Origin of the sequence: Mesorhizobium sp. M7A.F.Ca.US.011.01.1.1 (assembly GCF_003998295.1) — a bacterium.
Lineage (GTDB): Bacteria > Pseudomonadota > Alphaproteobacteria > Rhizobiales > Rhizobiaceae > Mesorhizobium.
Window position 1 is genome coordinate 64,096 of the sequence record NZ_RZRT01000021.1, and the last position, 20,003, is coordinate 84,098.

General features: G+C 62.0%; 18 protein-coding genes. 7 read left to right on the forward strand and 11 right to left on the reverse strand.

All coding sequences use genetic code 11. The annotated features are described in order from the left end of the window. Window positions 1-34 precede the first annotated feature (34 nt). Window positions 35-808 (reverse strand): response regulator transcription factor, encoded by a 774-nt coding sequence (locus tag EOA13_RS19890; protein ID WP_206535297.1) that lies wholly within the window; start codon window positions 806-808, stop codon window positions 35-37. Window positions 809-854: 46 nt separating this feature from the next. Here EOA13_RS19890 and EOA13_RS19895 point away from each other — a divergent pair, with 46 nt between their 5' ends. Further along, on the forward strand, window positions 855-1,556 hold the full coding sequence (locus tag EOA13_RS19895) for a response regulator transcription factor (RefSeq protein WP_127295240.1): 702 nt from the start codon (window positions 855-857) through the stop codon (window positions 1,554-1,556). Window positions 1,557-1,628: 72 nt separating this feature from the next. Here EOA13_RS19895 and EOA13_RS19900 read toward each other — a convergent pair whose 3' ends face one another. Next, complete coding sequence (locus EOA13_RS19900; protein WP_023811016.1) at window positions 1,629-1,796, reverse strand: hypothetical protein; 168 nt, start codon at window positions 1,794-1,796, stop codon at window positions 1,629-1,631. 55 nt (window positions 1,797-1,851) lie between these two features. Then, complete coding sequence (locus EOA13_RS19905; protein ID WP_127295198.1) at window positions 1,852-2,184, reverse strand: hypothetical protein; 333 nt, start codon at window positions 2,182-2,184, stop codon at window positions 1,852-1,854. A 355-nt stretch (window positions 2,185-2,539) separates the two neighbouring features. Here EOA13_RS19905 and EOA13_RS19910 point away from each other — a divergent pair, with 355 nt between their 5' ends. Continuing rightward, window positions 2,540-3,001, forward strand: a complete 462-nt coding sequence (locus EOA13_RS19910; RefSeq protein ID WP_023811018.1) for a L,D-transpeptidase — start codon at window positions 2,540-2,542, stop codon at window positions 2,999-3,001. A gap of 225 nt (window positions 3,002-3,226) precedes the next feature. On the opposite strand, the gene EOA13_RS19915 is transcribed toward EOA13_RS19910, so the two are convergent. Together EOA13_RS19915 and EOA13_RS19920 are read right to left on the reverse strand one after the other, a co-directional pair. Further along, window positions 3,227-6,310: an efflux RND transporter permease subunit gene (locus tag EOA13_RS19915; protein ID WP_127295200.1), complete on the reverse strand. Its 3,084-nt coding sequence runs from the start codon at window positions 6,308-6,310 to the stop codon at window positions 3,227-3,229. Further along, on the reverse strand, window positions 6,307-7,638 hold the full coding sequence (locus tag EOA13_RS19920) for an efflux RND transporter periplasmic adaptor subunit (protein ID WP_127295202.1): 1,332 nt from the start codon (window positions 7,636-7,638) through the stop codon (window positions 6,307-6,309). The genes EOA13_RS19915 and EOA13_RS19920 overlap by 4 nt, the downstream gene beginning before the upstream one ends. Before the next feature lie 146 nt (window positions 7,639-7,784). Here EOA13_RS19920 and EOA13_RS19925 point away from each other — a divergent pair, with 146 nt between their 5' ends. Beyond that, entirely contained in the window at window positions 7,785-8,318 is a 534-nt protein-coding gene (locus EOA13_RS19925; protein ID WP_023811021.1) for a TetR/AcrR family transcriptional regulator, read from the forward strand. A 124-nt stretch (window positions 8,319-8,442) separates the two neighbouring features. Next, window positions 8,443-8,628 (forward strand): hypothetical protein, encoded by a 186-nt coding sequence (locus EOA13_RS19930; protein WP_127295204.1) that lies wholly within the window; start codon window positions 8,443-8,445, stop codon window positions 8,626-8,628. 41 nt (window positions 8,629-8,669) lie between these two features. On the opposite strand, the gene EOA13_RS19935 is transcribed toward EOA13_RS19930, so the two are convergent. The 6 genes from EOA13_RS19935 to EOA13_RS19960 form a co-directional block, all read right to left on the reverse strand. Beyond that, window positions 8,670-10,349, reverse strand: a complete 1,680-nt coding sequence (locus EOA13_RS19935) for an ABC transporter ATP-binding protein (RefSeq protein ID WP_127295206.1) — start codon at window positions 10,347-10,349, stop codon at window positions 8,670-8,672. A 1-nt stretch (window position 10,350) separates the two neighbouring features. Next, window positions 10,351-11,202 (reverse strand): ABC transporter permease, encoded by an 852-nt coding sequence (locus EOA13_RS19940; RefSeq protein WP_245490431.1) that lies wholly within the window; start codon window positions 11,200-11,202, stop codon window positions 10,351-10,353. Beyond that, entirely contained in the window at window positions 11,199-12,137 is a 939-nt protein-coding gene (locus EOA13_RS19945; protein ID WP_127295208.1) for an ABC transporter permease, read from the reverse strand. Before EOA13_RS19945 ends, EOA13_RS19940 begins: the two co-directional genes overlap by 4 nt. Before the next feature lie 74 nt (window positions 12,138-12,211). Continuing rightward, window positions 12,212-13,744: an ABC transporter substrate-binding protein gene (locus tag EOA13_RS19950; protein ID WP_164780193.1), complete on the reverse strand. Its 1,533-nt coding sequence runs from the start codon at window positions 13,742-13,744 to the stop codon at window positions 12,212-12,214. A gap of 74 nt (window positions 13,745-13,818) precedes the next feature. Next, window positions 13,819-15,261, reverse strand: coding sequence for an amidase family protein (locus EOA13_RS19955; protein ID WP_127295212.1), 1,443 nt, complete (start codon window positions 15,259-15,261; stop codon window positions 13,819-13,821). Window positions 15,262-15,307: 46 nt separating this feature from the next. Next, window positions 15,308-16,255, reverse strand: coding sequence for a MurR/RpiR family transcriptional regulator (locus EOA13_RS19960; RefSeq protein WP_127295214.1), 948 nt, complete (start codon window positions 16,253-16,255; stop codon window positions 15,308-15,310). 387 nt (window positions 16,256-16,642) lie between these two features. Between EOA13_RS19960 and EOA13_RS19965 the strand changes: the two genes are divergently transcribed. Genes EOA13_RS19965 through EOA13_RS19975 form a run of 3 tightly spaced genes read left to right on the forward strand, consistent with a single transcriptional unit; the run spans window position 16,643 to window position 20,000 of the window. Then, window positions 16,643-17,971, forward strand: coding sequence for an NAD(P)H-dependent oxidoreductase (locus EOA13_RS19965; RefSeq protein WP_127295216.1), 1,329 nt, complete (start codon window positions 16,643-16,645; stop codon window positions 17,969-17,971). Between the two features lie 2 nt (window positions 17,972-17,973). After that, the gene (locus tag EOA13_RS19970) at window positions 17,974-19,002 is read left to right on the forward strand and encodes a thiamine pyrophosphate-dependent dehydrogenase E1 component subunit alpha (RefSeq protein WP_127295218.1); all 1,029 of its coding nucleotides are present in this window, start codon (window positions 17,974-17,976) and stop codon (window positions 19,000-19,002) included. Further along, complete coding sequence (locus EOA13_RS19975) at window positions 19,002-20,000, forward strand: alpha-ketoacid dehydrogenase subunit beta (protein WP_127267172.1); 999 nt, start codon at window positions 19,002-19,004, stop codon at window positions 19,998-20,000. The genes EOA13_RS19970 and EOA13_RS19975 overlap by 1 nt, the downstream gene beginning before the upstream one ends. Window positions 20,001-20,003: the final 3 nt, after the last annotated feature.

Below are 20,003 nucleotides of genomic sequence, written 5' to 3' on the forward strand. Positions count from 1 at the left end.
GCTGGCGAGCAGCCGAATCCTTCTGGCCCGGTCCTCAGTTGCCGTCGCCGGTCGGCAGCGAGAAGATATAGCCCTCGCCGCGCACCGTGCGCAGGAATTTCGGATTGGCGGGATCGGCCTCGATCTTCTTGCGTAGCCGCATGATGCGAATGTCGACCGCGCGTGACGATTCCGGATCTTCGGTGAAACCGATCGCCTCGGAGATAGCGGCGCGGGTCAGCAGCCGATTGGCGCGGGTGAGGAAAATCTCCAGCACGTCGAACTCACTCTTGGCCATGTCGACCACCGCGCCATTGGCGCCGGTGACCAGCCTGCCGTCGAGATCGGCCTGGAAGGGGCCGAAGGTAACGGAACGGCGATCCGTCCCGGCCTTGTTGTCCTGGAGCTCCTTCGGCTGGGGAACCCGGCGCAACACGCTGCGCACCCTGGCCAGCACTTCGCGCAATTCGTAGGGCTTGACGATGTAGTCGTCGGCACCGAGTTCCAGCCCGACGATGCGGTCGAGCGCGGTGCCGGCCGCGGTCGCATAGATGATGCCGATCGGCAGTTTCGAACGCAGCCAGCGGCCGAGCGAGAGGCCGTCCTCGCCGGGCATGGCGATGTCGAGAATGGCGAGATGAAACGATTGCGTTTCAACGAGGCTGCGCGCCGCGGCAGCACTTTCAGCGGTGGCCACGTCATAGCCGGATGCGCCAAGATATTCGGCGACCGCGTCCCTGAGGTCGGGCTCATCCTCGACGATGACAATTCTTGCCCGCACGATGCTTTCGCTCCCACTTTCAGTGGAAAGTAGATTGGGTATAAACATCATGTCCAGCACTCATATCCGGGTTGCCAGGGAACGGTTGGAAAAGATGGCCGCACGATCCGTTATTGCGCTCGTTTCGGTAGCCGAAGTGGTGGCGACCGAACTCGCCGACCATCTCGAGCGGCGCGGCCACGATGTGCATCAGGCACGCCAGCCCTGGGAGGCCGAATCGCTGCTGTCGGGAAAGGGCATCGACGTCGTCGTCGTCGGCGACAGCCTCAGCCAGGCGGAGGGGCGGGACCTGCTCAGACGGTATGGCGGCCAAGCAGGAGGCGGCGAGGGCGGACCGGATTTTATCCTCATCTGCCGGCCGGCCGATCTTGTCGACAAGGTGCTGGCGCTGGAGCTTGGTGCGGCCGACGTCGTCGAGAGCCCGCTCAATGTCCGTGAACTGGCCGCCCGTGTCGGCGGCCTGCTTTCGCGCCGCGGCAGGGGTACCCAGGAACTCATCGTGCTGGAGAACGCGACCGTCGATCTGAGATCGGCCATGGTCATGCATCGCTCCGGCTCCGAGGAACAGCTTTCGCCCGGCCAGGTGGCGCTGCTCAGGTTGTTCCTGGCCAGTCCGCGCAAGGTGCTGACGCGTGACGACATCATCGCCGCGGCACCGGCCGAAAACGCCGACGCCTTCGATCGTTCGATCGATTCGCGCATCGTGCGGCTGCGCCGCAAGCTCGACACCGACACCATCACCACAATACGTGGAGCCGGCTATCGGTTCGATCCGCCGCGGCAATTCGCCGACTGACTGCCGGGTACTGGCGCAATCCGTTTTTTCGGGCATCGGATTTTCCATCTCTGGGCCCGATGCTCCTGATACTCAGCGTACCAGCAGAAGCGATGGCCCCACCGGCATGTCACTGCCCATGGTGAGTTCGCTTGCATGGGCGCGGTCCCTGAGAAGCATGGTGGCAAGACCGGCAAAGCCGAGCAGGCCTTGGGCGTAAAGCAGTGCGGACAGCACCGAAGCAGCGAATTTCGTTTTCATCGTCACAGTTCCCCAAAAATGCCAATTCTCTAGAAATGACCTGTTGCGGGTCGCTTCAGGATACCCCCGAAGTGCCCGCGCCGCCCACGGAGCCCCCCGTCGCGGCGCGGGCCTTCGGTCCTCTCGGCAGCAAGTTGCCGGAGGCGCCGCGCAAACCCGTCAGCCTAAGGCCGACCCGCCAGAGGGCCTTGTGCCGGGCGATGCGCAGGCTGGAAACAATCCAGACCGTGGCGAAAAACAGTGCGGCATGCAGCGTCGAAATCTCGCCTGATGTCATCGCGCCGAGGCTTGTCAGCGGGGTGCCGGCAACCGTGCCGACGCCGCCGATGACCGTTGCCGCGATGCTGATCCTGAGAAGCCAGGACAGCGCGTTCGATTTCGTTCCCATGTTCGTTACCGGCTGTTTTCGTTGCGTCAACTTTGCTCGCACCCCGTATCCGGATCATGCCGCTAGGAGCCGCACTTTGTTGCAGGTTGGTTTCGATGCCGAGGGTTGTTCTTTCACATGACGCCAATTCGCACTTTCGTTTGGGGGCGGATACTCATGTTCCCGACTCTTGGTCTTGGCTGGGCGGGCCTGCCGAGCCTGTTCCACCCCCATTTATAAGGAGGCGTTTGTTAACCAGTGGAAACAGATTCGAAACAGAAGCGAGCATTTTGCGAAATCCTCTCGAAACATGACGTTGGGATAAGCGGCCATCGAATTGGAGCCGGCCTAACCGGCAGAGAGAGGGGACTTCATCATGCATACCGCCATTTCCGCGAAGCTCATCAACATCACCGCCGCTGCCTTGACTGGTGCAGCACTGCTGCTCGGCGCCGGCTCGGGTGCGGCGCACGCCGCCAACAAGATCGTGGCGCGCGTTTCGCTTTCGCAGCAGATCATGGAAGTCTCCGTCGACGGCCGGCCGACCTTCGCCTGGAAAGTCTCCACCGGCGACCGGGCCCATGTGACGCCGACCGGCTCGTTCAAGCCGACCCGCATGCATGAAATGTGGTACTCGAAGAAATACGACAACGCCCCGATGCCGCACTCGGTCTTCTTCAGCGGCGGCTATGCGGTGCACGCGACCTATGCGATCAAGCGCCTCGGCCAGCCGGCGTCGCATGGCTGCGTGCGGCTGCACCCCGACAACGCCGCTGATTTCTACCAGCTCGTCGAAACCTTCGGGGCGACCAACACCAGCATCGTCATCGTCAAGTAGCAGGCTGGAAACGGTGGCGTGTCAGCATGCTGTCGCGCCTTGTTCAAGGCTCCCGCCGGAAAACGCTGCGGTATCGAGCACAGCGCAAACCGGCGGTATCGAGCAAAGCTCGAACCGGGGTATCGAGTCCAGCCAAAAAGAAAGAGGCCGGGAAATTCCCGGCCTCTTTCTTTTGCTTCCATCGATTTGTCCTGCACATTTCCGGGCGGGACTCCCTCGACCGCCCTAGCTCGGCAGTGCCGGCATCAGCTTGGGGTCCGGCTTCTCCGCCAAATGAGGCAGATCCTTGCTGGCGATGAAGGTGTAGAACATGGGCACGACGAAGAGCGTGAACAGGGTGCCGACCAGGATGCCGGTGAAGATGACCAGGCCCATCGAATAGCGGGCTGCGGCACCAGCGCCGCTGGACGTGATCAGCGGCACAACGCCGAGCGCCATCGCCGCTGTCGTCATCAGGATCGGCCGCAGGCGCACCTTGGCCGAGGCGATGATGGCGTCGCGCCGCCGCATGCCATGTTTTTCACGCTGCTGGTTGGCGAACTCGACCAGCAGGATGCCGTGCTTGGTTATCAGACCGATCAGTGTGATCAGGCCGACCTGCGTGTAGATGTTGAGCGTCCCGAGGCCCAGATTGAGCGGCACGATCGCGCCGAAGATCGACAGCGGCACCGCCATCATGATGATCAGAGGGTCGCGGAAGCTTTCAAACTGCGCCGCCAGCACCAGATAGATGACGACCACGGCGGCCGCGAAAGCGATCAGGATGGTGTTGCCCTGTTCCTTTTCCTGCCGCGATTGACCGGAATAGTCGAGGAAGAAGGTGTCGGGCAGGCTCTCCTTTGCGATGTCCTCCAGCGCCTTCAGCCCGTCGCCAGTGGTGACACCGGGTAACGGAAGCGCCGAAATCGTCGACGAATTCAACTGGTTGAACTGCTCGATTGCCGCCGGCGCCGCATTGGTCGAAATCTTGACCACCGCCGATAGCGGCACCATCTCGCCCGTCACGCTGCGCACGAAGTATTCGCCGAGCTTGTCGGGGTTATCGCGAAACTCCTGCGGCACCTGCGGGATGATGTCGTAGCTGTTGGAGTCGCGGTCGAACTGCGCCACTTCGGCGCCGCCGACCAGCAGGGTCAGCGTGCGGCCGATATCGGCGATCGGCAGGTTCAGCGCCGCGGCGCGGTCGCGGTCTATGGTCACCGTCACCTCCGGTGCGTCATAGGCCATCGAATTCTGCACGACGATGAAGCGGCCGGAGGCTTGCGCCTTGTTCTTGATCTGCTCGGCCACCTCGTACACTTCCGAGGAAGCGCCGGTCGATCTCACCACCATGGAAATGGGCAGGCCGCCACCGGAGCCCGGCAACGTCGGCGGTGCAAAGACGAAAGCCTCGACACCGGCCACTTTGGCGATACGGGCCGTAATGTCGGCCTGCAGTTCCTTCGAATTGCGCTTGCGTTCCGCCCAGTCCTTGAAGGCATAGCCGACGAAGGCGCTGTTTGTCGTGCCGCCGAAGGCGACGGCCGAGAACTGCGCCCGTGTTTCGGGAATATCCTTCACCAGGCCGAGGATCTGGTTGACGTATGTCTCGGTGTAATCGGAGGTCGCATAACGCGGCGCCGTCACAATCGAGAGCAGAAAGCCCTGGTCCTCTTCCGGCGCCAGTTCGCTCGAGGTCTTGGTGAACATGAAGCCAGTGACACCGACAAGCGCAAGCACGATGATCAGCGTCAATGGGCGATAATTGAGCGACCCGGTGACGGCCCGTTCATAGACATGCTCGACGCGCGCGAAGGTGCCGTCGACAATGCGCTGGAAACGGCCCGGCGTGCCGGACTTCAAGAGGCGTGCCGACATCATCGGGGTGATGGTGATGGCGATGACGCCCGACAGCACCACCGAGCCGGCGAGCGTGACTGCGAATTCGCGGAACAGCGCGCCGGTGAGGCCGCCGGTGAAGGCCAGCGGCGCGAACACGGCGGCCAGCGTCATGGTCATGGCAACGATGGCTGACGCGATTTCGCGCATACCGCTGAACGCAGCCTGCATCGGCGACATGTGGTCTTCTTCCATGTGACGATGGATGTTCTCCACCACCACGATGGCGTCGTCGACGACCAGGCCGATCGCCAGCACCATGGCCAGCAGCGACAGCAGGTTGATGGAGTAGCCGACAGCAAACAAAAGGAAGCAGACGCCGATCAGCGACAACGGGATGGTGATGATCGGCATCATCACCGACCGGAAGGAGCCAAGGAACAGAAGGATGACGACGATGACGATGGCAACCGCCTCGGCGATGGTCTTGAACACCTCTTCGATGGAAGCGCTGATCTGCCCGGTCGCGTCGTAGACGACCTCGATCGTCATGCCTTTCGGCAGCGTCTCCTGAATCTGCGGCACCAGCTTGGTGAGCGCAGCCGCCGTGGTCAGCGGATTGGCCGCCGGCGTCGGGAAGATGGCGAGGAAGGTGCCTGGCTTGCCGTTGAACGAGACCCTGGTGTCGGTGTTCTCTGCGGCGAGTTCGACGCGAGCCACGTCGCGCAACCGCACCACATTGCCGTCGGTAGAGCGCAGCGGCAGCTCGGCGAATGCCTCCGGCGTCTGCAATGTCGAGCGCACCGTGATCGAGGAAACGACATACTCGTTCTGGGTGTTGCCGGGCGCCGACAGGAAGTTGGAATTGTTGATCGCCGTCAGCAGTTCGGAGGCCGTCACGCCGCGCGCGGCAAGCTTGACCGGATCGATCCAGACGCGCATCGAGTATTCCTGGGCGCCGAAGATCTGCACGTCGGCGACGCCTTCGACCGTCGACATGCGCGGTCTGATGACGCGCTCGATATACTCCGTAAGCTGCTCCTTCGTCATGTTCGGATTCTGCATCGAGATGTACATCATCGCGAACTGCTGGCCGGTGCCCTTGACGATGACAGGGTCCTTCGATGCGTCCGGCAAGGTGCCGCGCACGCCCTGGACCTTGGACAGAACTTCGGTCAGCGCGACGTCGGGGTTCGAGCCGAGCTTCATCTGCACCGTCACGGTGCTGGAGGACGGGCGGCTGGACGAGGTGACGTAGTCGATGTTTTCGGTCGAGGCGACGGCGCGCGCGATCGGGGCGGAAATGAAGCCCTGGATCAGATCGGCGCTGGCGCCCGGATAGGCCGTGGTGATGGTGATCGCCGTTTCATCGACCTTCGGATACTGCCGGATCGACAGGTTGAAGATGCCCTGGAAACCCAGGAGCAGGATCATGCAGGCAAGGACCGTCGAAAGAACAGGCCGGCGAATGAAGAGATCTGAAAAGCTCATTGCTGTTCGGCCTGCTTGTTCGCCGATTTGGTCGGGTCGATGGTGTTGTCCACAACGACGGACATGCCGTTGAAGAGGCGGTTCTGACCGGCGGTGACGACCTGGTCACCGGCCTTCAGCCCCTCGACGATCTCGACCACACCTTGATTGCGGCGGCCGGGCTTGACGAACACCTGCGACAGCACGAGCGCGGGCTTGTCACCTTCCGCCGCCGGCTTGACCGCATCGGGAGCCTGGTCAGTCGGCTTTGCCGCATCGGCGGCGGGCTTGGCAGCATCAGCCGCCGGCTTCATCGCATCGGCCGGCTTGGTGTCCGCAGGCTTGGCATCAGCCGATTTGTCGGCTGCCGGCGCGGCGGGTTTTTCCTCCGGCTTGGCAGCTGGCGCCGCCTCGGCGGGCTTGGCTGGCTGCACCACGAAGATGTAGTCGCCATAGAGACTTGTCGTCAGCGCCGTCTGCGGCAGGGTCAGCACGTTCTGCTCTTCGGGCAGCTCGACACGCACCTGCACGAACTGGCCGGGGGTCAGCTTGCCATCGGGATTGGCGACTTCCGCCCGGATGTTCACCAGCCGGCTGGACGAGTCGATCTTCGGGTCGATGCCGCGAATGGCGCCTGCGAATGGCCTGTCCTCACCGCCAAAGCCCAATCGAATCGTCTGGCCTATCTTGAGCAGAGCGAGTTGCTGTTCGGGAACCGAGAAATCGACCCGCATCGTGTCGAGATCCTGCAATGTCACCACGGCGGTGCCGGGCGCCAGATACTGGCCGATATCGATCCTCGGAATGCCCACCGTGCCGCCGAAAGGCGCCGTCAACTGCTTCTGCTCGAGCACGGCCTGCAGCTTGGTGACCTGAGACGCCGAGGCCGAGGCCGCCGCACGCGCCGTGTCCAGCGTCGAGTCGGAGCCAACGCCACGCCTGGTCAGTTCGATGGCGCGGGCAAGCGATGTCTGATCGAGCGCGGCCTGCGCCTTCTGTGCGTCGAGATCGGCGCGCTCGACGGCGTCATCGAGCTGCAGCAGAACCGCATTGTCCGCCACCTTCTGGTTGGCATGGAAAAGGATGTCCTTGACGATACCGGTGGTCTCGACCGTCAGGTCGACACCGCGCACGGCCTTGACCGTACCGATCGCCTCGACGCCCGGCGTCCAGGCCGAAGGCTTGGCGATGGTTGTCGAAACGGTTGCTGCCGGCGGCTTCATCGATGCGAAGTACTGCTTGATGCCGTTGTCACGCAGGAAGTTGAAGCCGACGATGCCGCCGACCACGACGACGAGCAGGGCCAAAACCAGAACAATGATAAATATACGGAGTATGCGCTTGAACAAGGAAGTCCCCTCAGTCGAAAATCCGGCGCGCAGCGCGGATATCGGGACACATATCGACTGCGGGTCCCGATTTCAAATAATGGCGGTCTTACTGTACCGTCTGGACGGTCTTGTCAATTGGGCCTAAGCTTGCGATGGGAGGCACCATGAGAGCCCAACGACCGAATTCGCGCGAGAAGATTCTCGCCGCGGCGGCTGATGTTGCCCGGGAATCCGGACCAGGCAGCCTGTCGCTGGATGCCGTCGCCAGCCGTGCCGGCGTGTCGAAAGGAGGGCTCCTCTACAACTTCCCGACCAAGGCCAAATTGATGCAAGGTTTGGTCGAAGGCTATCTGCGTGAGTTCGAGCACGCGCTGGAAGCCGCCCGCACAAATGACAAGGACGAAAATCCCCTAGCCGTCTACATCAGGCTGTCGGCCAATGATTGCGAGGAAAAGCAGCCGTCGGCGTCCTGGATCTTCTCGGCCATCGCCGAGGATCCCGATTTCATGATGCCGATAAAGACCTTCAAGCGGCAGCTTTTCGAGCGGCTGAAGGGCGAAACGCCGGATCTCAAATCGCTGTTGATCTGCTATCTCGCCATCGAGGGATTGCGCAGCATGAACCTCTTCGATTCGGATGTCCTGTCGAAAGACGAGCGAGAGTTGTTGGTATCGTCCCTGCTCGAGATTGCCAAATAGGCGTGGCCCACCCGCTTTTCGGCAGGTCTGTTCGTGAACGCGGCGTTCGCCGGCGTCACACAGGGTTCATCGTGCGGTCATAGCGTCTTCCCAGTTCTTTGCTGCAATGCATCTGGAGTGGGACATGGTGGATATAGTTTCCAGCGAGGCGGGCATTCCGAGACCGGATCATCCGCTGGAACAATCGGGCAGCGCGAAGTGGTTCCTGCCCGCCTTCGGCGTGCGCAGCGTCGCCCCATTGCAGCCGGAACCGTTCGCCGCCGTCGTTCCGGCAACGCCCGACGCAATTTGCTGCTTGCCTGGGTGCTGACGCTGCCGTGCTCGATCACGCTCGGCCCTGAAGGCTTTAGTCTAGCATTTGCTTCCGGCGGCCAGTAGCGGGGTGTCTCCTGGTTGGATTCCGCTGCTCGTTCGACGCGAGAGTTTCGGGATAGCGGCAATCAATTCTTGGGTATAGGCCTGCTGCGGACGATCCAGAACGTCTTCCGTATTGCCGTATTCAACCAGCTTGCCGTGCTGCATGACCGCAACGTGCTCGCAGAGATAACGCACCACGCCCAGATCGTGGGAAATCAGGATCAGCGTCAGCGACAATTCGCGGCGCAGCCGCGCAAAGAGGCCGAGCACCTGGGCCTGGATGGTGACGTCCAGAGCGGAGGTGACTTCATCGGCGATTAAGATCTCAGGCTCCAGCGCCAGGGCTCTGGCGATACCGACGCGCTGCCGCTGGCCGCCGGAAAGCTGCGTGGTGCGTCGGTCCAGCAACTGGCGTGGCAATTCCACTTTTTCCATCAGCTCGCGGATCCGCTCCGGAATGTCTCTTTCCGGGCAGATGTTCTGTTGCCGCAGCGGTTCGGCCAGAGTTCGCGCAACCGTAAACGCCGGGTTGAGGGACATGAACGGGTCCTGGAACACCATCTGCAGTTTGCGAACCTGCTCCGGTCGGCGCTGCCTCAGTGCGCGATCGAGCGATTGGCCGTCCACCTCGATCTCTCCTTGTTCCGGCTGCACAAGGCCTGCAATAGCCCGGGCTATGGTGCTCTTGCCGGAACCGGACTCGCCGACGATCCCCAATGCCCCACCGCGCCGCAATGCCAGCGAAACATTGTCGACGGCGCGCACGATTTGCGGCGGCTTGCGCGTCGCCCAGGCCGCAAGGCTCTGCCCAGGGTAGAAGTTCACGCACAGGTTCTTCACCAGGAGATGCGGTTCCGTCGCCACAGGGCAAGCATGCGTGGTCGGCTTCATCAGCGAGGGTTGGGAAGCGATCAGGCGCTTCGTGTATTCATGGGCGGGGTCACGCAGGATCTGATCGACCGAGCCGATTTCCAGCACCGCACCGTCCTTCATGACGACGACGCGGTCGCACATTTCCGCGATCACGCCAAGGTCGTGAGAGACCAGAATGACCGACAGCTTGCGTTCACGCCGGATGCCGCGGAGCAGGTCGAGTATCTGAGCTTGCACCGTGACATCAAGTGCCGTCGTGGGCTCGTCGGCAATCAGCAGTTTCGGTTCGCAGGCAAGGGCCGCCGCAATCATCACCCGCTGACGCATGCCTCCGGACAGCTCGTGAGGATAGGCGCCCGCGCGCCTTGACGCGTCCTTGATATGCATGTCTTCGAGCAGTCCGACCGCCCGCGCATTGGCCTGCCGCCAGGATATGCCCTGATGGACCACCATCGCTTCGCCCACCTGACGCCCGACCGTCATGATCGGATCAAGATGCGTTGACGGGTTCTGGAAGATCATCGCCGCTTGCCCGCCGCGCAGCCGGCCCAGCTCGGCATCCTTCATGGCGAGGACATCGCTGCCCTCGAACATAATCCGGCCCGACTTCACCAGTGCGTTGCCGGCAATCAGCTTGAGGATGGCCCTGCAGGCCACCGTCTTGCCCGATCCGGATTCACCGACGATCCCAAGGACCTCTCCCGCTTTTAGTGAAAAGCTGACGCCGCGCAGGGCATGGACGTCGCCAAAATTGGTGGCGAAGTCGATGGTGAGGTTCTCGACGCTGACGAGGTCGCTCATCTCAGGATTCCGTGTTCAGGAGGCGGGCGAGACCATCAGCGGTCAACGAGAGGCCCAGCGCCAGAAGGCAGATGGCGATGCCTGGGAAGATCGCAATCCACCATGCGGTCGTCAGGTAGGTCTGCCCATCCGCGATCATGGCGCCCCATTCGGGCGTCGGCGGTTGTACGCCGAGGCCGAGAAAACCCAATGATGATCCGAGCACGATGGCCAGCACGGCATCGGTCATGACGAAGACGATCGATGGGACGATGGCATTCGGCAGGATGTGGAACAGCATGATGCGCAAATGCCCAAAACCCATGCCACGTGCCGCCAGCACGAAATCGACGCCACGCAGCACCAGCGCCTGGCTCCGCACAAGTCGCGCATAGCTGACCCAGTTCACCAAGGTGAGCGAGATGAAGTAGCTCTTGAGGCCGGGCCCCAGCACGGCCACGATGGCGATCACGAGGACGAAATAGGGAAATGATACGGTGACCTCGAGGATGCGCATCAGCACCGCATCGATCCTGCCGCCCAGATAGCCGGCGATGAGGCCGATGGTCGTCCCCAGGATGATCGGACCGACCACGCCGAAGAAGGCCATGGCGAGATCGTAGCGTGCGGCAAACAGTGTCCGCGCCAGGACATCGCGGCCGATGGCGTCGGTGCCAAACCAATGCTCGGCGCCAGGTGGTTTCAGCGCCTGCATCACATCGACCTTGATCGGGTCGAAACTGGTCAGCACCGGCGCCAAAATGGCCACGACGATCCAGGCCAAAGTGATGGCGCCGCCAATGATCAAGGTTGCCGGCATCGTCCGGATACGCGCCATGGCCAAGGAGCCGCTGCCCTGCATCACATCGCTCATAATTCCACCCTTGGGTCGAGAATGGCGGTCAAGACATCGACGGCAAAATTCGAAATGACGACACCTACGGCAAGCAGCAGGGCCACCGCCTGGACGACGAACTGGTCGTGCGTGAGAACGCCGCGGATGAGCAGGTTGCCGAGCCCTGGAATGTTGAAGACATTTTCGACAACGACCGTTCCGCCGATCAGGAAGGCGACCACGACGCCCAGCAGATTGACCGTCGGCAACAGGGAATTCCAGAATACATGCCGGGAAAAGATATAGCTTTCCGGCAGGCCCCTGGAGCGGCAGGCGATCGCGTAATCCTTGTCCAGCTGCTGAATGAAGGTCGCGCGCAGATTACGCGCGAGGATCGGCGTCACCCCGATGCCGATCGTCAGGGCCGGCAGGAACAGATGCCACAGATTGTTGATAAAGGTCGGTCCGTATCCAGAGACGGGGAAGATCTTCAGCCGCAGGCAGAAGCCCATGATCAGCAGCAGGCCGACAAAGTAGGACGGCACGCCGACGCCCGCGACGCAGACGAGACGGATGAGGTGATCGATCCACCGTCCGCGCTGCCGGGCAGCGGTGACCGCGAGCGCGAATGTCAACAGCAGCGAGATCACGAGGCCATAGATGATCAAGAAAACCGTTGGCGCGATCCGTGCCGCGATGACGCCGCTGACGGGACCCCGGAAGGCGATCGACTGACCGAAATCGCCGCGCAGGCAATTCAGCACGTAATAGAAATACTGCACGGGGATGGGCTGATCGAGACCGTATCGCGCCCGCACGAATTCGATCGCCTCCTGACTGGCCTTGGGGCCAAGCATGAGGCGAACCGGATCGCCGGGTGTCATTTGCAGCAGCAGGAAGGTGATCACACTGATACCCAGCAGCACGGGGATCAACTGTATCGGCCGTCTAAGCACGAAGGAGAATCGATTCATGGTCGGGATCCTGGTGTCAAATCGATGCGAGACGGGGATGAAGTGTCTCGTCCCCGTCTCGCATCCTGTGCCGATCAATCCAGGCTGGTCCCGCCGATGGACGAGAATTGCAGGCCAACGTTCAGGACCAACCCTTTCACGCTCGGAGCGTAGGCGTTGAGCCACGTCGGGTGATAGAGCGCCACCTGCGCCACCTCGTCCACCACGGTCTTCTGGATCTGGGCATAGAGCTCGGCCCGTTTGGCATTGTCCGCCTCGCCCGAGGCTTCATCGATCAGTTTGTCGACCGTTTCGTTGTTGTAGCGGGTGTAGTAGGACTTGTTGTCGCCCGCGCCCCAGACGCACCAGCGCAATGCGTTGTCGGGATCTCGCGTCTCGTTGTACCACCAGTTCATTTCCGCCTGGTACTCGCCATCGGCGAGGCGGGTCCATGCCTGGGTTGAATCGATCTTGGCAATGTTGACGGTGATGCCGACTTCCGCCAACTGCGCCTGGATCAGCACCGCCGCCTTTTCCTCGTCGGCACTTCCGGCGTTCTGGATGAGTTCGAAACTGGCTCCGGTCTTGCCGGATTCGGCCAGCAGGGCCTTGGCCTTTTCGACGTCTCGGGCAATGATCGGGAGCGATTTGTCGAAGAAATCGAGCGTCGGGCTCATGATGGAACTGGCCGGCGTGCCGAGACCCAGCGTCACCGCGGCATTGATGGCCGTGCGGTCGATGCCATAGCTGACGGCCTGGCGGAATTTGAGATCGTTGAAGGGTTCTGCCGAATGGTTGATCAGCATGTCATAGGTGGTGCTCGAAGGTTCAGGGTCGGCGCGGAAGCCGGCGGCCTTCAACTCGGCCATGCGCGGGGCTGGAACTGCGAGGCAGACGTCGAGTTCGCCCGCCTGCAACATCGAGACCCTGGTGTTGTCGTCCGGGACATAGCGGAATTCGACGCCGTCGATCTTGGGCTCGCCTTGGCGGTAATAATGCTCGTTGCGGCCAAGGACCACGCGGTCTCCCGGCTTCAATTCGACGAATTTGAACGGCCCTGATGTGACCGGCGCCTTGGCGAAAGCGTCGTCGCCCATTTTCTCGACCGCTGCCTTCGGCACGATGCCGGTATTCCAGATTTCGGTCAGCGTCAGGAAGGGCGTGAATTTGCGGTCGAGCGTCATCACCACTGTCCTGGCGTCCTTTGCCTCGACCTTGGTCAGGGGCTGAAACGGCGCCGCATAGGCGGAATCCTTCTGGAAGCGCATGCGGTTCCAGCTGAACGCCACGTCCTCGGCCGTGATCGGCGACCCATCGGAAAATTTGGCCTCGCGCAGATGGAAGGTATAGGTCTTGCCGTCATCCGCGATGTCCCAGCTCTCGGCAAGGCCCGGGCCGACTTCGGTGCGATCGGCATTGGCATGCAGCAGGCGTGCATACATCATGCCCTGGATAAGGATATCGGCTCCGTAAGTGGTTTTGATCGGGTCCAGGGTGAGAACCTCGGCCCCATAGGCCATACGCAGTATCTTGCTGCCGTCAGCATTGGCTCGAAGCAATGTGGCCGGCAATGTCGCGATGCTGAAGCCGGCAAACGCCGCACGTTTGAGGAATACTCTGCGGTCCATGACAATCTCCCATTTTCGTTGATGATGTTCCCGGGGCGGTTCCATGCTTGTTGGTTCAAGCAGTCCTTGTTGGTTCAAGCAGTCTTGGTGATGTGGGTAGGTGGTTTGCGCTGGTGCCAGGCGTAGTCGGCCTCAAGCACCGCACCCAGCCGCAGCAGCAGATCGTCGCGCCCGAACGCAGCGACAAACTGCACGCCGATCGGCAGGCCGTTTTGCGTCCAGCCGAGCGGCAGGGATATCGCCGGCGATCCGGTGCCGTTGAAGAGCGCGCTGAACGTCTCCTTCGGCGCCAGATCGGCGAACACCGTGTCGATGTCGCGGCCAGGACGATCCGGGTTGTGCGTGCCGAGCAACTCCGGCGAGATCGCGCAAGTCGGCGTCACCAGCACGTCATGGACGGCCAGGAATTCGCCAACCGTCCGCGTGATCTGGTCATAAACAGCGAGGGCCGCGATCAGGCTTGCCGCGTCCAGCGTTCGGCCATGGCGATAGACAGCAAGTGTCGTCTGCTGCAGGCAGGCCTCTTCGACCGACCGTCGCAGCAAGCCCGCCAACTCGTCGAGCGACTGCGCCGTAGAAGCTGCCCAGATCACTTTCTGTGCCGCCAGATAGCGCTCATAATCGAACACAGGCCCGGCTTCGACGACCTTGTGGCCCAGTTGCTCCAGCCTCTTGCCCACTTCGAGAACTGCCGTCCTCACCTCGGCGTCGAGCGGATAGCCGGACCAGGACGTTGTGCACAGGGCAATGCGCAAAGCCTTGGGTGGCGTCTTGATCGCCTGGGCATAGCTGGTGGTTGGAGGGACGATCTCATAGCTGTCGCCGGGAAGCGCACCGGACCCCAGATCAAGCAAAGCCGCCGTGTCTCGGATCGAGCGTGTCAGCATGAAGGAAATGGCGAGACCCAGCATTGGCGCATTCGATTCCGGCGCGCCGCTGATCCGTCCACGAGACGGCTTCAGGCCGACGACACCACAAAAGGCGGCGGGGGTGCGAATGGAGCCGCCACCGTCGGCGCCTTGCGCGAAGGGAACGATGCCGGCGGCAACGGCCGCGGCTGCGCCGCCGCTCGATCCCGAAACACCCCTGCTGGTATCCCAGGGGTTGCGTGTCGCACCATAGAGTGAGGATTCGGTTGCCGCCGCGATGCCGAATTCCGACGTGGTGGTACGCCCGATATTGGCAAGGCCGCCGGATCGCATTTTCACCCAGAAGGCGTGATCGTCGCCGCAGATGAAACCCTTGGCGAGAACGCTGCCGAACTCTCCCGGCCGGCCGGCTTCGATGGGGAAATCCTTGGTCAATGTCGGCATGCCGTGGAAAGGTGCGGGTCCGGGGACCTCGCCGAGCGCTTCGATCGCATCGGCATAGGTTTCGATCACGGCATTGAGTTGCGGATTGACCGCGGCGATCCCTGAAAGGATGCAGTTTCCCAGTTCGCGCGGCGTAACTTCCCGCTTGCGCAGGAGATCGGCCAGACCAACGCCGTCATAGGCGGCGTATTCCGTCAACTTCATGCGCTTGCCCTGACTGTCCACGGTTTCAGCAACGGGTGATGCATCGTCATTCTTCGCCTTCTTCTTTGATGTGCCGTGCGACGCGCCGTGGCGGCTTGTGGAAGGTTCGCAGGATCCCGGCGATATCCTCCAGCTCATTCATCCGCGTCTCGGCCGATTTGCCGAGTTTCTCGGCAACGGAATGCGTGAGGAGGTTCAGAACCGAACTTATTGCGGCCGTCGAATCCCAGTACAGGTCGACGCGCGTCGATACTTCGAGCGCCAGTTTTGTGTATTCAGATGCCCAATGACTGTATTTGTCGGTAACGATGATCAGAGGAATCTTCCGGCGCTTGATCTGGGCGCAAAGCCGAAAGCTCATCGCGGCGTATTCCGCTGTGTCGATCAGCAGCACGCAAGAATTTTCGCCGCTATCGGTGAGGATTTCCGAGAACGTGCCGCCCAAACCTTCGGCAAAGCGGACATCGTTCCGCACCCAGCGCAGACGCGTCGCGAAATCGAGCCCCAATCCCTTCACTGCCTGGAAGCTGACGCAGTTCACGCGATCGCAGGTGCTCAGCAGATGAACGATTTCGGACCACATCTCGCCCTGGGCAAGGCCATAGGCCGCGGTCAAGGCCTGCTGCTCCATCTCCAGGCTGCGAGCCAACCGCTCCTGCTTTTCGCCGCCGATGCGGAAACGCAACTCGGCACTGTCCAGGCCCGGGCCAGCGGCTTTCGGTGCGGAGCGCAGGCCACGCTTCATTTCCTTGAGATCGGTGTAGCCGAGACGCCGTACGAAGCGGGTGACGCTTGCCTCGCTGACACCGGCGCCGGCGGCAATGGTGGCGCCAGTTTCAAAGGGAATGTCGTGGATGTTGGCGAGCAGGTATCGCGCGATTGCCTGCTCGGTCCGGGCGAAATCCAGCCAGCCCTCACGCAACCTGGCTTCCAGCGCACTGGCCACCTCAGTCTCACCGGACACAGTCTTCTCGCCAGGCGTTTTCATCTTCATCGACCGCAACGTCCCTTGGCAGACCTATTTGGAACAGACCGGAAAAGGCTACCCCAGGAAGCGCACTCCATTTCCAGTCGTGACGCGACGCTAGCACGCGAGAACACGCCATGAAAGATAAATTTTATAGTTTTATATTCCGGTACTTTTATTTCATAGCTGGCCGTAATCCCAAAATGCCTGCAGGCTGGCGCTGTTCCGGCGCGCCTGCGAGAGAACCTGTCTTTGCGCGCCGTGCGGTTCCCGGCTTCGTTTTCATCCACGGTTCGGGCTGCTGGGAAAGTGGTTTTAAGCACGAGAATCTGGACATTAGTCTTGACAGAAATACAGATGTTCAATACCCGTCAGGCAATCGAACAAGCCTGCATTATGGGAGGAACGACCGGTATGGCTTCCAATGTTTCGTTGACGGGCCTTGCCCGCGATCTTGAGGAACGCGCCAAGTCGGGCAAGCCTATCCGCATCGGCCTGATCGGCTCGGGCGAGATGGGAACCGACATCGTCACCCGTGTCGCCCATATGTCGGGCATCGAGATCGGCGCCATTTCCGAACTGAACCTGCCTGCCGCCAGCAAGGCCGTCGATATCGCCTTTCAGGAAACCGGGCACGCGCGCGAAGTCTCGAGCGCGTCCGCGATGACGGCGGCGATGGAGGCCGGCAAGGTGGCGGTCACCAACGATGCCAGCCTTGTCATCAACAACGATCTGATCGACGTCGTCATCGACGCCACCGGGGTTCCCGCCGTCGGCGCCGAGATCGGGCTGCGCGCCATGGAACATGGCAAGCATCTGGTGATGATGAATGTCGAGGCCGACGTCACCATCGGCGCCTATCTGAAGAGCGAGGCCGACCGGCTCGGCGTCACCTATTCGCTGGGCGCCGGCGACGAGCCGTCCTCCTGCATGGAACTGATCGAATTCGTTTCGGCCATGGGGCATCCGATCGTTGCCGCCGGCAAGGGCAAGAACAATCCGCTCAACATCGACGCCATTCCCCCAGACTATGAGGAGGAAGCCAAGCGCCGGCACATGAATGTGCGGATGCTGGTTGAATTCGTCGACGGCTCCAAGACCATGGTCGAGATGGCGGCGATCGCCAATGCCACCGGCCTGGTTCCAGACAAGGCCGGCATGCATGGCCCGGCGGCGACGCTTGGCGAACTGTCCAAGGTGCTGGTGCCGCAGAAGGATGGCGGCGTGCTGTCGAGGGTCGGCGTCGTCGACTATTCGATCGGCAAGGGTGTCGCGCCCGGCGTCTTCGTCGTTGCCGACATGTCGCATCCGCGCATCTCCGAGCGCATGGAAGATTTGAAGATGGGCAAAGGCCCGTATTTCACTTTCCATCGTCCCTATCACCTGACCTCGCTCGAAGTGCCGCTGACCTGCGCCCGCGTCGTGCTTTATGGCAAGGCCGACATGGTGCCGCTGGCAAAGCCGGTGGCGGAAGTCGCCGCCGTGGCCAAGAAGGACATGCAGCCCGGCGAGAAGCTCGATGCGATCGGCGAATATTGCTATCGTGCCTGGATCATGACGACGCCTGAGGCGCGCGCCGCCAAGGCCATTCCCTGCGGCCTGCTGCAGGGCGGCTCGGTCACCGCGCCGATCAAGAAGGGCGAGCTCATAACCTACGCGAATGCAGCGCCCGCGGCGGGCTCCAAGATCGCCGAACTGCGCGCCCGCCAGGACAAGCTCGTCTATGGGTCCGTGGGAGCGTGATCATGGCCACAGCCAGCAAAGCCGTCACTGACAGTCGCGCCAATCTACCCTTCGTCTACCGCCACTACAGCGCCGAGCACCTCAGGGAGGTGCTCCATAAGATGTACCTGATCCGCCGCTTCGAAGAGGGCGCGGAGGAGTGCTACACGCGCGGTCTCATCCACGGCACCATGCATTTGTCGATCGGCCAGGAAGCCAGCGCCATGGGCATCTGCATGCCGCTTGCCGAGGATGACCAGATCACCTCGACGCATCGCGGTCATGGCCACTGCATAGCCAAGGGTGCCGAGGTCAAGCGCATGTTCGCCGAGTTCTTCGGTAAGACCACAGGCTATTGCAAGGGCCGTGGCGGCTCGATGCACATCGCCGATGTCGGCAAGGGCAATCTCGGCGCCAATGGCATCGTCGGTGGCGGCATCCCGATCGCCGTCGGGGCGGCATTGTCCTCCAAGATGATGAAGACCGGCAAGGTCGTGGTCTCCTTCTTCGGCGATGGCGCCAACAATGAAGGCGCTTTCCACGAGGCGCTCAACATGGCGGCGGTCTGGAAGCTGCCTGTCATTTTCGTCTGCGAGAACAATGGCTATGGCATGTCGACATCGACGGCCCGCTCGACCGCGGTCAAGAACATCGCCGAGCGCGCCGCCGCCTATTCGATGCCGGGCGTCATCGTCAACGGCAACATCTTCTCCGAGGTCGCTGAGGCGTCTCATCAGGCTATCGCCCGAGCCCGCGCCGGCGAGGGGCCGACGCTGATCGAGTCCAAGACCTACCGCCATCGCGGCCATTCCAAGAGCGACCGCAACCGCTATCGCACCAAGGAAGAGATCGAGGACTGGATGTCGAACCGCGATCCGATCACCCTGTTCGAAAGCGAGCTCAGGGAATTCGGCTTCATCGACGACAAGGGCATCGAGGCCATTCGCGATGCCGTGGCGCAAGAGATCGCCGAGGGCATCGAGTTCGCCAAGGCGAGCCCATCGCCCGATATCAGCGAGACCGGAAATTACGTGTATACGGAGCAGGCGTGATGGACGCGATGGTGCGTGAACTGAGCTACGCCCAGGCGATCCAGGAAGCCATGGCGATCGCCATGGACATGGACGAACGCGTTTTCCTGATGGGCGAGGATATCGGTGTCTATGGCGGCGCCTTCCAGGTCACTGGCGACCTGGTCGAACGTTATGGCGCTGACCGCGTCATCGACACACCGATTTCGGAACTGGGCGGCGCGGGCGTTGCAGTGGGCGCTGCCCTCACCGGCATGCGGCCGATCTTCGAGTTCCAGTTTTCCGATTTCGCCACGCTTGCCATGGAGCAGATCGTCAACCAGGCGGCCAAGATGCGCTTCATGCTGGGCGGCGAGGTTTCGGTTCCCGTGGTGATGCGCTTTCCCGCCGGTTCCGGCACCGGTGCGGCGGCTCAGCACAGCCAGAGCCTCGAGGCCTGGCTCGGCCATGTGCCGGGTCTGAAAGTCATCCAGCCGGCGACCCCCTATGATGCCAAGGGTATGCTTTTGGCGGCGGTCGCCGATCCCGATCCAGTCATGATCTTCGAGCATAAGCTGCTCTACAAGATGAAGGGACCGGTGCCCGAAGGCTATTACACCGTGCCGATCGGCAAGGCCGATATCCGCCGGGAGGGCCGGGATCTCACCATCGTCGCCACCTCGATCATGGTGCAGAAGGCGCTCGACGCGGCTGCCGCGCTGGAGAGCGAAGGCATCGACGTCGAAGTCGTCGATCTCCGGACCATCCGGCCGATGGACAAGCAGACCGTCATCGACAGCGTCAAGAAAACGTCGCGGCTGCTATGCGTCTACGAAGCGGTCAAGACGCTGGGGATCGGCGCCGAGGTCAGCGCCATGATCGCCGAGAGCGAAGCGTTCGACTATCTCGACGCGCCAATCGTGCGGCTGGGCGGCGCCGAAACGCCGATCCCCTACAATCCGGAACTCGAGAAGGCGACGGTGCCGCAAATTCCCGACATTATCACCGCCGCGCGCGACCTCGTGAAAGGGGTTCGCTGAGAA